Source organism: Staphylococcus pasteuri (genome assembly GCF_030547725.1).
In the GTDB taxonomy this organism is placed as follows: Bacteria; Bacillota; Bacilli; order Staphylococcales; family Staphylococcaceae; genus Staphylococcus; species Staphylococcus pasteuri.
Genome location: NZ_JAUOQO010000001.1, coordinates 1 through 14,325 on the forward strand (window position 1 = coordinate 1; position 14,325 = coordinate 14,325).

The 14,325-nt window shown below is 30.3% G+C and carries 11 protein-coding genes and 1 pseudogene; 4 read left to right on the forward strand and 8 right to left on the reverse strand.

The annotated features are described in order from the left end of the window. Nucleotides 1-247 precede the first annotated feature (247 nt). Nucleotides 248-2,236 (reverse strand): DHA2 family efflux MFS transporter permease subunit, encoded by a 1,989-nt coding sequence (locus Q4528_RS00005; RefSeq protein ID WP_303519977.1) that lies wholly within the window; start codon nucleotides 2,234-2,236, stop codon nucleotides 248-250. Nucleotides 2,237-2,248: 12 nt separating this feature from the next. Then, complete coding sequence (locus tag Q4528_RS00010) at nucleotides 2,249-2,896, reverse strand: HlyD family secretion protein (protein ID WP_046467098.1); 648 nt, start codon at nucleotides 2,894-2,896, stop codon at nucleotides 2,249-2,251. Nucleotides 2,897-3,014: 118 nt separating this feature from the next. Between Q4528_RS00010 and Q4528_RS00015 the strand changes: the two genes are divergently transcribed. Beyond that, a complete protein-coding gene (locus tag Q4528_RS00015; RefSeq protein WP_046467097.1) occupies nucleotides 3,015-3,566 on the forward strand; it encodes a TetR/AcrR family transcriptional regulator in 552 nt (183 codons plus the stop codon). Nucleotides 3,567-3,624: 58 nt separating this feature from the next. Here the strand turns inward: Q4528_RS00015 and tcaB are convergent, their stop codons facing one another. The 3 genes and pseudogenes from tcaB to tcaR form a co-directional block, all read right to left on the reverse strand. Continuing rightward, complete coding sequence (gene tcaB / locus Q4528_RS00020; RefSeq protein WP_046467096.1) at nucleotides 3,625-4,827, reverse strand: putative multidrug effflux MFS transporter TcaB; 1,203 nt, start codon at nucleotides 4,825-4,827, stop codon at nucleotides 3,625-3,627. A gap of 155 nt (nucleotides 4,828-4,982) precedes the next feature. After that, on the reverse strand, nucleotides 4,983-6,395 hold the full coding sequence (gene tcaA / locus Q4528_RS00025; protein WP_046467095.1) for a membrane-associated protein TcaA: 1,413 nt from the start codon (nucleotides 6,393-6,395) through the stop codon (nucleotides 4,983-4,985). Nucleotides 6,396-6,646: 251 nt separating this feature from the next. Further along, nucleotides 6,647-7,105, reverse strand: a pseudogene (tcaR, locus tag Q4528_RS00030) (MarR family transcriptional regulator TcaR). A 182-nt stretch (nucleotides 7,106-7,287) separates the two neighbouring features. On the opposite strand from tcaR, the gene Q4528_RS00035 reads away from it, so the two are divergent. After that, nucleotides 7,288-8,250 carry a YdcF family protein gene (locus Q4528_RS00035; RefSeq protein ID WP_046467094.1) on the forward strand — a complete coding sequence of 321 codons (963 nt, stop codon included), beginning with the start codon at nucleotides 7,288-7,290 and terminating at the stop codon, nucleotides 8,248-8,250. A 51-nt stretch (nucleotides 8,251-8,301) separates the two neighbouring features. On the opposite strand, the gene Q4528_RS00040 is transcribed toward Q4528_RS00035, so the two are convergent. Together Q4528_RS00040 and Q4528_RS00045 are read right to left on the reverse strand one after the other, a co-directional pair. Next, on the reverse strand, nucleotides 8,302-8,967 hold the full coding sequence (locus Q4528_RS00040; RefSeq protein WP_046467093.1) for an ABC transporter ATP-binding protein: 666 nt from the start codon (nucleotides 8,965-8,967) through the stop codon (nucleotides 8,302-8,304). Next, nucleotides 8,967-10,025, reverse strand: coding sequence for an ABC transporter permease (locus tag Q4528_RS00045; RefSeq protein ID WP_303519988.1), 1,059 nt, complete (start codon nucleotides 10,023-10,025; stop codon nucleotides 8,967-8,969). The genes Q4528_RS00040 and Q4528_RS00045 overlap by 1 nt, the downstream gene beginning before the upstream one ends. Before the next feature lie 136 nt (nucleotides 10,026-10,161). Here Q4528_RS00045 and Q4528_RS00050 point away from each other — a divergent pair, with 136 nt between their 5' ends. Continuing rightward, on the forward strand, nucleotides 10,162-10,836 hold the full coding sequence (locus Q4528_RS00050) for a response regulator transcription factor (RefSeq protein ID WP_046467091.1): 675 nt from the start codon (nucleotides 10,162-10,164) through the stop codon (nucleotides 10,834-10,836). Then, nucleotides 10,829-12,196 carry a sensor histidine kinase gene (locus Q4528_RS00055; protein WP_046467090.1) on the forward strand — a complete coding sequence of 456 codons (1,368 nt, stop codon included), beginning with the start codon at nucleotides 10,829-10,831 and terminating at the stop codon, nucleotides 12,194-12,196. The genes Q4528_RS00050 and Q4528_RS00055 overlap by 8 nt, the downstream gene beginning before the upstream one ends. A 432-nt stretch (nucleotides 12,197-12,628) precedes the next feature. Here the strand turns inward: Q4528_RS00055 and mqo are convergent, their stop codons facing one another. Continuing rightward, nucleotides 12,629-14,107: a malate dehydrogenase (quinone) gene (gene mqo / locus Q4528_RS00060; protein ID WP_029055785.1), complete on the reverse strand. Its 1,479-nt coding sequence runs from the start codon at nucleotides 14,105-14,107 to the stop codon at nucleotides 12,629-12,631. Between the last annotated feature and the right edge of the window lie 218 nt (nucleotides 14,108-14,325).

Below are 14,325 nucleotides of genomic sequence, written 5' to 3' on the forward strand. Positions count from 1 at the left end.
CTAACTCATTTCATTCGTTCTTTTCGGTTCGCCTTAGCTTCGCTAATGCATAAGTGGCTCTAACTCATTTCATTCGTTCTTTTCGGTTCGCCTTAGCTTCGCTAATGCATAAGTGGCTCTAACTCATTTCATTCGTAAGAGCCACTAAAAAAAGGGATCGATATCAAAATTGATACCGATCCCTTAAAAATCATGCCCCCACAACACAATTTTTTTTAATTAAACTTTATTTAATGTCTATCAACAATTAATCTTCTGCTCTTGATTTTGCAGCTGATGCATCAGCTTTCTTCTTACTTTGTAAGAAGAAACTTAAAATAAGTGCTAGTATACTTAGCATAGTTGCAATAACGAAAGCGTCATTTATGCCTTCAACAGAAGCTAATTTATTTATAAATTGCAATACTACTTTCATTGCACCTTGTTCTCCACCATACTGTTGAGCCAATTCACGCATATGGTCTTGAACAATTGGATTTGTTTTATCTAATTCTGTGCCAAATGCGGCAACATGATTAGTTGTTTGTGTTGTCATTACTGTAACAAGAATCGCAGTACCGATAGAACCTGCTAATTGTCTCATAGTATTTACAAAGGCATTACCATGAGAAATTAATCGACCTGGTAAAGCGTTCAAACCTGCAGTCATGATAGGCATCATAATAAATGCCATACCAAATGAACGCAACACATAAATACCCATGATTGAGAAATATGGTGTATCCATATTTAACTTAGTTAATTCCCAAGTTGCATAAGACATTATAGCAATACCAAAAATAGCTAATGGTTTAATACCAATAGTATCTAGTAATTTACCTGCAACAGGACCAAGTACACCCATTACTAAGGCACCCGGAAGCATTAATAGGCCTGAATCTAACGCGGAGAATCCACGTAAATTTTGTAAGTAGATAGGTAATAAAATCATACCACCATATAAACTCATCATAACAATCATATTAATAACTGTTGTTAAAGTATATGTTGGGTATTTCAATACTGTTAAGTTTAACATTGGTGCTTTCATTCTTAATTCTTTAATAACGAATAAAATAATGAATATAACACCAATCACAAACATTGTAACGATTTCAGTTGAACCCCAACCTTTATTACCAGCTTCAGAGAAACCGTATAATAAAGCACCGAAACCAATAGTACTGTAAATAATTCCTGGTACATCGGCTTTAGGGTTTGTGGTTCTTTGATAAAGTCTAAACCAGAAATAACCTACTATGATAGCTATTAATCCGATAAAGAACATACCATAGAACATTATATTCCAATGATAATTTTGAACAATATAACCTGATAACGTTGGGCCAATAGCTGGAGCTAATATCATAGCCACACCCATAATACCCATTGCCGTACCACGTTTTTCTGGTGGGAAGATTGTAACAATAACATTAGAACCTAAAGGCATTAAAATACCGGCACCAATGGCTTGTAATACACGTCCTACCATCATAATAGGGAAATTCATTGAAATAGCACAAATCAATGATCCGATAGTAAATAATACAAGACCTATAAGGAATAACTTTCTATAAGAATATTTATTAAATAGAAAAGCACTTATCGGTATTAAAATACCATTTACTAACATAAATCCTGTCATTAACCATTGTCCAGTTGATGCAGAGATATTAAATTCAGTATTGATTTTAGGTAGTGCAACGTTTAATAATGTTTGATTTAAAATAGCAATAAACATACCAAATAACATTGCAGCTAAGATTTTACCTCTAGTGATACCTTTACCAAAGATAAAATCACTATGTTGTTTCTTGATTTTTTCATTAACTCTGCCCTCTTCTGAGTCAGGGTTAATTGGGTTATGCACTTCGTCATTAACATTTTCAGTTTCTTCTCTATCAGTATGTTTACGAGAAGAATCTTCTGAACGACGTAGTCTATCTTGCTCATGTACATTTTTGTTGTCATCTTCCGATTCGTTTATTGATTCGAAATGATGTTTTCTTTTATCATCTTCTACATGATTTGAAGTCGAACTATAATCATTAGGAGATGTTGTACGTGACTCAGATTGTTTGTCTAAATCACTTGCTTTAAATTTAGATTGATATGATTGACTCTCAGAACCTTTTGTTGAGCGTTGTTCCACTTTTTGGTTTTTAGACTTTTTCTTACTTTTTGAAATAAAGAAATTAATCAAACCAAGAAGTATGAGCGCGATTATAATATAAACAATAATGAAGGTCGCTGTCATTTAATGACCCCCTTAATTTTTATGAATTTTGACTTCAGCGTTCATACCTGGAACAACATTTTTAGATGGTTCAGAATCTAGAGAAATTTTAACTGGTACAACTTGTGATACTTTAGTGTAATTACCATCACTATTTGATGAAGGCATTAATGAGAAGCTATTTGCTGTAGCATCACCAATTTGTTCTACTTTACCACTTACAGTTGCTTTTTGACCGTCGATATCAATATCTACGTCATTTCCTTTTTCAATATCAGCAACATCTTTTTCATCAACGTTGGCAGTAACATATAAATCATCTAAATTATACGCATAAGCGATTGGGTTCCCAGCTTGAGCCATTGAACCTTCCATACCATCTGTTTTTACGATTGTGCCGTCTTTAGGCATTTTGATGCTCATTGTTTTAGATTGTCCGTCTTGACCTTGTCCAACTACTTCGGCTACTTTATCACCTTTTTTAAGTTTTTCGCCTTGTTTAGCATCAAATGACTTAATTTCACCTGCTGTTGGGCTTGCTATTTTCATTTGATCGCCATCTACTTTGGCGTTATCAGTACTAACATAGCTTGTTGCATTGTTCCAGAAGTAAAAACCTAATACTCCGATAACAATTAATACTATGATAGTAATGATATTAATTAATACCATTTTCTTCATATATACTTCCTCCTATTTGCTTTTAAAATTCACTTTATCTATTATAGTTACATAAACATAAAAAAAACACCGACACTTTAAAAAAATGTGTCGGTTATATGAACAAAGGTGAATACTAATGAAAAGAAAAGCAAAATTTAAAATTATACAAAGCATGATTAATCTATTAGACGAGTACCCCTTTGAAGATATTACTATTAAAATGATTTGCGCTTATAGCGGAGTTAATAGATCAACTTTTTACGATAATTATAAAGATAAATATGATTTACTGGAAAAAATTCAAAACTATCATCTATCTAAATATACAAAATTACTTACAGCTTTATATAATAATTTTGAAAGTGTAAGAGTAGATACAAGTAAATTATATAAATTTTTCTTAATCGTAGCGAAATATATAAAACGTAAAGAAGCGTTTTATCGTGCTGTTTTCATTACTTATCCAAATAAAGGACTAGCACTTGAGTATTTTCAAGCTACAAAAGAAACGTATGAACATGTTATTAATGATTATCCAAATTCAATTCGCAATAAGTCATTATTTATCACTTACTCAATTGGTGGAGAAATTGGTGTCATATTCTATTGGCTACGTAACGGGTGCCAAGAATCACCAGAAGAAATTGCTGAAAATTTACTAGCAAACACAGTTAAACTACAGCGATAATTATATTTTGTAAATGATGAAAAGCAACCAAAGTGATTGTATTAATCACTTTGGTTGCTTAATTGTAACGATGTATTTTTGAATTAAGTAATTGTAATATAATCAAAATAACAGCCGTTGAACTAATAATCGTTACATATGGTATTACATTATGCTCACCCATAACATTAACTAATGAAGACATAACGCCGCCTAATAAAAATTGAACTAATCCTAATAAACTCGATGCACTACCCCTACCTCGTGTACTTTCATCCATAGCAATTGAAAAACCTAAACTTGCCACTGCTGTTACAGGAGAAACTAGTATAATAAATCCAATCACTAAAATCCAAAAACTCATATGATTTAACAAAGTAAAGATAACTAAAACTACACCAAATATTTGGATAAAGGTCACTATTTTTAATAAACGTTGTCTATCCACATAGTCTACAAGAAAGCCTACTAACTGACTTGAAATAATTAATGTAATACCTATACCGGCAAACATAATACTGAATTGTAAAGCTGACATGTGATAGATTTTTTGAACTATAAATGGCGAAGCTGAAATATAGGTAAATAACATAATAAAAGAAAAACCTTGAATTGCCATTGGTAGTACAAACTTAGGTGTAAATAATAAATGCTTAAAGTTTTTAAACATTTCTCTAATACCATTACTATCTTTTTCATCTTCTTGTAAAGACTCTGGCACTTTCGTTAATGTACCGATGACCATTAATACACCAAATACAGTTAAAATAATAAATACCATTCTCCATACCGCAAAGCTTAATATAACGCCACCAATAGCAGGCGCAATAACTGGTGCAACACCATTAACTAACATAAGTAAAGATAAAAATTTAGTTAATTCTTTACCTTTATACATATCACTAGCAATCGCTCTCGAAATAACAGATGCCGCTCCACCAGTTAGTCCTTGTATAAACCGTAAAGCTATCATCACTTGTATATTCGTAACGAAGACAATACCTAAACTTGCAATAGTATAAATAAGCATTGATATCCATAATGGTTTCCTTCTACCAATAGAATCTGATATAGGCCCAGCAAACAAATTACCTAATGCTAATCCAATCATGAATAGAGATAATGTTAATTGAGCATTTGAAGTTGTTGTATGAAAGTCATTTTGTATATCTGGCAACCCAGGTAAAAACATATCTATAGATAATGCGCCTATTGCAGTAAGTGCTCCTAAGATGATTACAAATATAAGAGATTGTGATTTTGCTCGTTCTTTACTATTCATTTTTTGAAACCACCTTATTTTTATTTTTAATAATAAAAGTTCTAATATTATATGATATAGAAATATTTAACATATGAGATTTTGATAATTAAAAAATGAGACGTAGGACAATGTCCATAAATGTAAATGAACTTCATTGTACTACGTCTATTTCTCTAATCTGTTTCTTTAATTAAGTTAAAGTCATTCCCACTAGAAGCTTGCTCTAACTCATACTCTTTATTAACATACTGACCATTTTCATCGATATGTTGTACAGTTGTTAATATTTTATCTCCACTTTTGCTAGCACTCAATACTTGTGGTGATTGTAATGATACAAGTTGTTGATTACTAATACTATTTTTCATTTTGTCATACATTGAAGAATTCTTTTTAAAATAACTTGATATTAAATCAAAGTTACTTTGATTTTTGGCTGAAGTTAAAGCCATAGAATAACCACTAAAGAATTGTGTGAGTTTGTTCTTCAAACTATTTTCTTCTTTTTCTTTTTTAGTCACATATTTACTTATTTCATCACTATCAAAATCTAAAGTAACTGACGTATTATCTTTTAAGTTAGACGCTTTAATTGTCTTAGTTTCAGATTCAAATGTTTTACCTTTCGCCTTACCTTGAGCTGAAATTGTTATATCTTTATTTTTAGGATAAGGACCGAATTCTTTAGAATTTGAATATGACATTGTACGATCATTAATGATTACTTTTTTCGATTTACTTGTCAGTTTCGTTGCACCTTTTAATTTGATATTTAAATGTGCTTCTTCAAAGTTTTCGTTAACATCTACAGTTTCACTATTACTATTCTTGAAATTAAAATCAAGTGTACCTGTAAATACGCCATTTTTTGTTTCTTTAGTTGCGTCTATGTGATAATTACCAGGAATAAAATAACCTAATGGTGTTGTTTTATTTGCATCTGCAATGACTGTTTTACGTTTACCACCTGATTTAAATTCATATTTAGTATCCACTTTAGGTTTAACGATAGGTTGTTTTGTAGGTGCATTAAAACTCATATTATCAAAAATAAAATATCGTCTTCCGTTTTTACTTACACGTAAAATATCTTGCCCATCTTTAGTTTGGATATACGATGCAACACTTGAATCGCTTTTGTTTAATTTATCAACCGTATTTCTAACATCTTTAACAAAATGCTTCATGCCCACTTCTTTTTTAATATATTTGATGTACGCAGCCGCTTCATCAGGATCTACCTTTTTGTCTTTCGTACCTAGTAAAGTTGCTACCTTTTGATTATCATCGTTATCAATTGCATTCACTAAAATTTTAGCTTGAGCATTGGGTGAGTTATAATTTTTTAGAAGGAAAAATAAAATGACTAATAATATGATGATAAAAAATATAATTGCCACTGGCACAATTTTACGAAGTTTAATATTCGATGATTGAGCAGTTGATTTGTTAGTTCTATCTTTTCGTTTAATATTGTTATTTTTACTACTTTTCTGATTTATTTCTTTTTTTAATGACTGGCCGCAATTATGACAAGTGTGCTCATCATTCCCAACAGAGACGCCACACTGAGGGCACTGTTTCATCGTATCACCTCTATTCACTTTCCAAACTTACTACCGTTTATAAATAGTTATATCACTATATTTATATCAAGGGGTTTAATTACTTATGCATTATTTTTAATATTTTAAATAAATAAATCTTTAATTTTACAGATAGATTCATTATATGACTAAATGAATAACAGTAACATACGTATTTAGTCTTATGTCCAATGTATATACAAATTATATTCCTAATTCTTCTATTGTGTATAGTCTTTATTTAATAATTTTTAAGATAGTTTAGAACTATAATTCGTCATTCTATGATTAATAATATCTAAAACATGTCTTACTTGTTCTAAATCTTCAGTAGAAAAATCGTTTGTAAAGTCATGAGCAATACTATTAATCAAAGCTTTACGCTCTTTTATATATGATTTTCCGTTATCGGATAACGTAATAAATTTGAGTCTTTGATCTATATTAGCGTTAGGTTTTTCTAAAATAACTAAACCTGCATCTAGCAATTTACTAATTCTTCTACTCACTGCTGCTTTATTAACGCCTTGCTTCTCCGTAATTTGACTAATAGTCATGGATTCGTTACTAAGCATCGTTAATACATTAGATTGTTCTAAAGAAATGCCATATTCATTTTACAAATCTTTCAATAATTTAGCCGTTAAAGTATTTACATTATTGATAAATGTTTCTAAAAATGCAATATGATCTTCTAATTGTCTAATCATATGTATCTCCTCAAACACGCGTAGATTTATATAAAATATTTATTTTTCATCTTATAAATGATATCAAGAAAAATTATAAAATGAAACCTTAAAAACAGTTTTAACTCAATATCTTTTAAGTTGCTTATTTAACCCTTATCAACTACATTTATATATACATATATGATAGAGGTGGCCCTTTCATGATTTCATTGCTTTTCGCTTTATTAATTTTAATAATATTAATTTCTTTATTTTTTAACCAATTTATAACTTTAAGTATAACTGGATTTATTTCTACTATTATATTAGGTTTTATAACTCTAATTTACCATCTGATTAGTTATTCAATACCTTATGAACTAATAGCAATAATGATAATGATATTTATGTATATCATATTAAAGCATGTCTCTATCTTTCGTAATAAACAAGGGCGTCGTTTTATTAAGCAAATGACTTTAAGTGTAGTTCGTTTAATCCTATTTATAATCGCATGTTTCTACATTAGCACTTGTCCTATTCTAATATTGAATGGCATTACACTATGGCTTAGTTTCATTGGTTTGTCTACTTTATTTGCTTTCTTTTGCTATGTCTTTTGGTCTTCTGCATATGGTTCAACTCATTTTCAAAAACCAATCGATTTAATCATTATTTTAGGGGCAGGTATTTTTACTGAAGAAGTTACACCTATGCTTAAAGAACGTTTAGATCGAGCATATGATATTTACCGACAGTTCGTTAATTCTCCTATGATTTTAGTTTCTGGTGGCCAAGGTCCAGATGAGCCTATTACAGAAGCTTTAGCGATGCAGCGCTATTTAATTCATCGAGGTGTACCAAAAGAACATATATTATTGGAACAACAATCAACAAATACAAACACTAACTTTATATATTCGAAAGAAATAATTAGAAAACATTTCAATATTGAACCCAAAATACTATGTGTAACTAGTCAATTTCATATTTTAAGAGCACTTAAATTAGCTAAAAATCATGATATTCATGCCTATGGTATTGGCAGTCATACACCATACCATTTTTTCCATATTGCGTTAATCAGAGACTTTTTAGGTGTAATGTACCAGTATCGTCTTTTACTAACCGTATACTTTGCACTATCTTTTTGGTTAAGTATTATCATTTTATGGCTTAAATAAAAAGAGGCAGCATACATTCTATGTGAATGCGTTACTGCCTCTATTTTTATATTAATTTTTTATTAGACCATCTTCTAAGTAAATAACTTTATCTGCATATTCAAACAATCGTTGATCATGTGTCACCATAATCCCACACATTTGATTGTTTGAAATTTCATTTTTTATCATTTTTACAACAGATAGCGCTCTTTTAGCATCTAAACTTGCTGTTGGTTCATCAGCTAATAACACTTTAGGATTATTCATTAGTGCTCTCATAATAGCTACTCTTTGTTTTTCTCCACCTGATAACATATGTGGATAAGCATTCATTCTTTCATACAATCCTATATCACTTAATAATTTTTCTGCACGATGATATGCAAATTTTTTAGACATTCCCGCTTCACGTCCTACAATTACCAATTGATCAATGACGCTTAAATAAGGTACTAAATGAGATGATTGAAAGATAAAGCCTATCTCTGATAATCGACGTTCACTATTTTGTTTAGACGTTGAAAATAAAGGTTGTTGTCCATAGTTTATATCCCCATCAGTAGAAGAAAGCAGACCTCCTAATATAGATAACAGTGTTGATTTACCTGAACCTGATGCACCTGAAAGAATTACAAATTCACCAGGTTCTATTGTTAAATCGATACCCTTTAATACTTCTGTCTTGGTACTACCTTCTCCAAAGGTTTTAACTAAATGTTTAACTTGCAATGTCACTATTCTCCACCTCCAATAGCATCTAATGGATCGATTTTAACGACTTTAATAAATGATAGTAATGAGCCTATGCATGCTACAAGAATGAAAATGATAATAACTAAAATATAATTAGCATAGGCTAAATGAAATGGCATTGTAACTGGTATTATGAATGAAACACTTATAATCATAGCGACCGTTATTAAAACTGATAATAATGTAATCATTAAAATTTGTGAGGTTAAGGATTTAAGCAAGTGTCTTGTCTTTATACCAATCGCTTTTAAAATACCTATTTCTGATACTTTTTGGATTGTCATGACATAAAAGAAGGCACTAAGAACAATAGCAGAAATAACGAATAAACTCACTATCATCATGGTTAGTGGTGCTTGTTCAGCTTTATAACTAGCAATATTATCTTTTAATTCATTTTCATCCGTAACTTGGATACCTGTAATACCCTTTAACTGTTGTTGTTCATGCTTCGATAGTTTATTGATAGGATAAAATGTAGCATACTGTCCTTTAATATTACTGAATCCTTGTTGATTCATCATTACGATAGAACTATGTGAATACATTGCATCTTTAAGAAATCCTGTTACTTTATACGCTTTCTCTTGATTTTTAAATTGGACTTTATCTCCAATACTTATCCCTTTTCCTGTTAATTTTTCATTCACAACAATTTGATTATAGTTTTTCGGATAATGGCCCTTTGCCAATTTAAACTTATGTTGTAATGAAGAATCGATTGCTAATACATCTTCATTATTTTCTCCTTTAACATTTAAAGTTTGTTGTTTCATTTTCAAGGGCTTAGTGTTAATGACATTTTCAACCTTAGATTGTTGTTTTTTCGTTAATTGAGATTTTTCAATTTGAGGTGCTTTCATATCTTGGATAATATAATGTTCTGATTTAAGCTGACTAAATAATGAAACATTTTCTCTGCCAAGCCCTTGTGCTAAACCACTAATAAATAACACCATCATACTTAATAAGACAATAATTAGCATAATCAATATATATCTTAGCTTATAAAATTTTATTTCATTCCATGCTAATTTCATTCATATTCACTCCTATTCGATATTTTCACTAGTTGTATATTAATTACTTTTTATGAACTGAATATGAACAATTTCACATATTGTTTTATAAATTTTGCTCATAGTATAATTAAGTAAAAAAGATAGGAGTGTGTATATGAATCACTGTCTTATCGTCGATGATGATTTAAAAATATTAAATTATGTCTCGACACATTTAGAAAAAGAACACTTTCAAACTTATACTCATATGAATGCTAAAGATGCACTTGAATGTTTAAATCATAATCAAATAGATATTGCTATTGTCGATATTATGATGGAAGGTATGGACGGGTTTGAATTATGTCAAATTATCAAAGAAGATTTTGAGTTACCTGTCATTATGTTGACTGCAAGAGATGCACTAAGTGATAAAGAACGAGCATTTCTAAGTGGTACGGATGACTACTTAACGAAGCCATTTGAAGTCAAAGAACTCATATTTCGTATTAAAGCTGTTTTACGTAGATATGATATACATGCAGAAGAACAATTAGTAATAGGTGATTTAACACTCCAACAAGCGTATATGGAAGTTATAGTAAACGATAAAACGATGATGTTACCGAATAAGGAATTTCAACTTCTTTTTCTATTAGCCACTAATAAGAAGCAAATACTTACAAGAGAGCATCTTATTGAAAAAATATGGGGGTTTGATTATGAAGGTGATGAAAGAACAGTTGATGTCCATATTAAGCGTTTACGACAACGTTTAGCTCAATTACATTCTAATGTCACAATTAAAACAGTTCGTGGACAAGGATATAAGGTGGAAGTAAATGTTTAAATCTTTATATATTCGAATTGCTGTATATACAATCGTCGTCATTTTATTTAGTGCGTTTATCAGTTTTATTTTCACAAACATTTATTATCATTTTAATCTAAAACCCTCTAATGATGCGAAAATTATGAAGACATTAAAAGGAGCTAAGGAATTTGAAGATAAACAATCATTTGAACATATTAATACATATTTTAAACACTTGGGAGATATGAATTATCAAATTATGACTGTTGATCAACATGGTAACAAACACTTTTATGGCGCTCCTTTTAGAAAGGATAGCTTACCCAAACATGATATCCAAAAAGTTTTACACGGCGATACTTATCATGGGATAAAAGAGAAGCCTTTTAAACTTTTTGTAACTGGTTTCTTTGATAATGAAACTGATAATACTGTAGGTCTTCAATTTAAAAATAATCATCAAGCTATTGCAGTATTTATGCGTCCTGATATAGGGGAAACATTTAGCGAATTCAGAATATTTTTAGCAGTGCTATTAGCATTATTGTTGATAATTTCAATCTCGTTAGTTATAGCTTCTACCTATTCTATAGTAAGACCTGTAAAACAATTGAAACGTGGTACAGAAAGATTAATGAATGGAGATTTTAACACGCCGATTAAACAAACACGAAAAGACGAAATCGGCACATTACAATATCGTTTTGACACAATGAGACAATCTTTAAAGCAAGTTGATGAAATGCGACAACACTTTGTACAGAATGTTTCTCACGAGATCAAAACGCCCCTAACTCATATTAAACAATTATTAGTGGATTTAGAACAAACCGATAATGAAAATAAACGACAAAATAAAATAGAAGAAATCAATCAAATTACAACTCAACTTAGTGATTTAACAAGAGAATTGTTATTATTATCGGAACTTGATAATGCACAACATCTTACATTTTCAGACAATATACAACTTAATATATTGATCAAAGACATTATTCGACATGAACATTTCGCACTAGATAATAAGTCATTAATGATAATGTCTAACTTGGAATCTATTTATTTCCTTGGAAACGAAAGACTATTACATCAAGCCATAAATAATCTTATTATCAACGCCATTAAGTATGCTTATCACGATTCAGTTATTAACATTGCATTAACGCAAACATCACAACATATTTTAATTCAAGTTACTAATCATGGTGATGTTATAACCGAAACACAACAATCACGAATGTTTGAACGCTTTTATAAACTTAGCCATGATAACAATAGTAATGGCTTAGGTTTGGCAATTACAGAATCAATTATTAAACTTCATCACGGTAAAATTTACGTCTCAAGCACTCAACAAGAAGGAACTACATTTACGATTCAATTACCTCAAAACTAAATATAACCAACAACTTAAAAACTCGCATTCCAAATAAACAAGGATCTGGGACATAAAGTTCTTGGACAAATGAAAAAAGGTAATTTCTATTTTATTTTAATAGAAATTACCTTTTTATTACTTCTTTAATTTTTTAATATGAAATCACATATAAATACGTAGTATTTATGGCAAGACTCCTGAGGGAACAGTACTAGTTGAAGACCTTAGAAATTCTCACAAATTTATCTGTGTAGTATTTCTGGCTGAAACTGTACCATAGGAAGGGACCCAACACAGAGAAACTGATTAAATCAGTTTCTACAAGCAAAGCAAGTTGGGCATAGCGTAGCCATACAATACGAAGTATTGGCATAAAGAAAGTACTAAGATTATTAACATAAATCACCTTAGTGCTATTATTTTGGATTTATGTCCCAGCCTCTTTACTATTTATTTAACTTTCAAATATTTAACTATTTCTTTATTAACAGCATGATAAACATCTTCATGTTCAGTTAATTTTAATCCGAATGAAGGAACCATTTCTTTTATAGCAGATTCCCAACTGTCAAAGTCATCTTTATAACATTTTTGAAGTACATCGAACATAATATCTACAGCAGTAGATGCACCTGGTGATGCACCAAGTAAAGCAGCTAACGTACCGTCTTCTGATGTAATTACTTCAGTACCAAATTGTAAATTACCTTTTGAATCTTTAGTATCTTTAATCACTTGAACACGTTGTCCTGCAGTAATAACTTCCCAATCTTCATCTTTAGCATTTGGTAAGAATACACGTAAGTCATCTATTCTTTCCTCATTAGAAAGCATTAATTGTGATACTAAATATTTTGTTAAGTCAAATTCTTTAACACCTGCAGTTAACATCGTAACGATATTATTAGGTTTCACTGATTTAATTAAATCTAAATATGATCCAGTTTTTAAGAATTTTGGTGAGAAACCTGCAAATGGTCCAAATAGTAATGAACGTTCACCATTTACAAATCGTGTATCTAAATGCGGTACTGACATAGGTGGCGCACCCACCTCAGCTTTACCATAAACTTTTGCATGATGACGTTTAATAACATCCGGATTTTTACATCTTAAGAATAAGCCACTAACTGGGAAGCCACCGATATGTTTAGATTCTTTAATTCCAGTTTTTTGTAGTAATGGTAGGCTTGCACCTCCAGCACCAATAAATACGAAATCAGTTTCATAAGTTGTAACTTGATTATTAGCTAAGTTTTTAACCTCAACTAACCAAGTTCCATCATTTTGTTTAGTTACATCTAAAACTTCATGTTTATAATTAATATCTACATTTTTTTGTTGTAAATTACTAAATAACTTTTTAGTTAGAGCTCCAAAGTTAACATCTGTACCAGTTTCATCATAAGTGATAGCAATTGGTTCTTCGTCTGTTCTACCTTCCATCATGAGAGGTACCCATTCAGCAATTTTATTTTTATCTTCAGAAATTTCCATTTTACTAAATAAAACATTCTTTTGAAGACTTTCAACACGTCTTTTTAAGAAATCAACATTATTCGCACCTTTAACGAAGCTCATATGAGGTACTGTTTTAATAAAGTTTTCTGGATTTTCTAATTGTCCTGTTCTAACTAAATAAGCCCAAAACTGTTTAGAAATTTGAAACTGCTCGTTGATTTTAATCGCTTTAGTAATATCTACAGATCCATCTTTACCTTCTTTAGTATAATTCAACTCACATAATGCTGAATGCCCTGTACCAGCATTATTCCAAACATTTGAACTTTCTTCACCGGGTTGATTCAACTTTTCAAATATTTTAATTTCTTTATCAGGTGATAATTCTTTCAATAATGTTCCTAACGTTGCACTCATGATACCGCCACCGATTAAGATGACATCTGTTTTGCTATGTTGTGTACTCATAACAAATACAGTCCCCCTTTTTTTAGTTGATTAATAAAACTATCAAATGACCTAGATTTATATTAAAGCGCTTTCTAAATAGGTAAAAAAATAAAATCAACGATTTCCATTAATTCTAAACAACTTTTATTTTAGATTTATAATTAATGTAATCTAGTCATAATTACTCAATACATTACCTAAAATATGACACTTAAAACATTTAATATTGTACCATA

What these genes read in the sequence shown, in the direction of transcription:
- Q4528_RS00005 (WP_303519977.1), bottom strand. Translation starts at nt 2,236, where the DNA reads ATGACAGCGACCTTCATTATTGTTTATATTATAATCGCGCTCATACTT.
- Q4528_RS00010 (WP_046467098.1), bottom strand. Translation starts at nt 2,896, where the DNA reads ATGAAGAAAATGGTATTAATTAATATCATTACTATCATAGTATTAATT.
- Q4528_RS00015 (WP_046467097.1), top strand. Translation starts at nt 3,015, where the DNA reads ATGAAAAGAAAAGCAAAATTTAAAATTATACAAAGCATGATTAATCTA.
- tcaB (WP_046467096.1), bottom strand. Translation starts at nt 4,827, where the DNA reads ATGAATAGTAAAGAACGAGCAAAATCACAATCTCTTATATTTGTAATC.
- tcaA (WP_046467095.1), bottom strand. Translation starts at nt 6,395, where the DNA reads ATGAAACAGTGCCCTCAGTGTGGCGTCTCTGTTGGGAATGATGAGCAC.
- Q4528_RS00035 (WP_046467094.1), top strand. Translation starts at nt 7,288, where the DNA reads ATGATTTCATTGCTTTTCGCTTTATTAATTTTAATAATATTAATTTCT.
- Q4528_RS00045 (WP_303519988.1), bottom strand. Translation starts at nt 10,025, where the DNA reads ATGAAATTAGCATGGAATGAAATAAAATTTTATAAGCTAAGATATATA.
- Q4528_RS00050 (WP_046467091.1), top strand. Translation starts at nt 10,162, where the DNA reads ATGAATCACTGTCTTATCGTCGATGATGATTTAAAAATATTAAATTAT.
- Q4528_RS00055 (WP_046467090.1), top strand. Translation starts at nt 10,829, where the DNA reads ATGTTTAAATCTTTATATATTCGAATTGCTGTATATACAATCGTCGTC.
- mqo (WP_029055785.1), bottom strand. Translation starts at nt 14,107, where the DNA reads ATGAGTACACAACATAGCAAAACAGATGTCATCTTAATCGGTGGCGGT.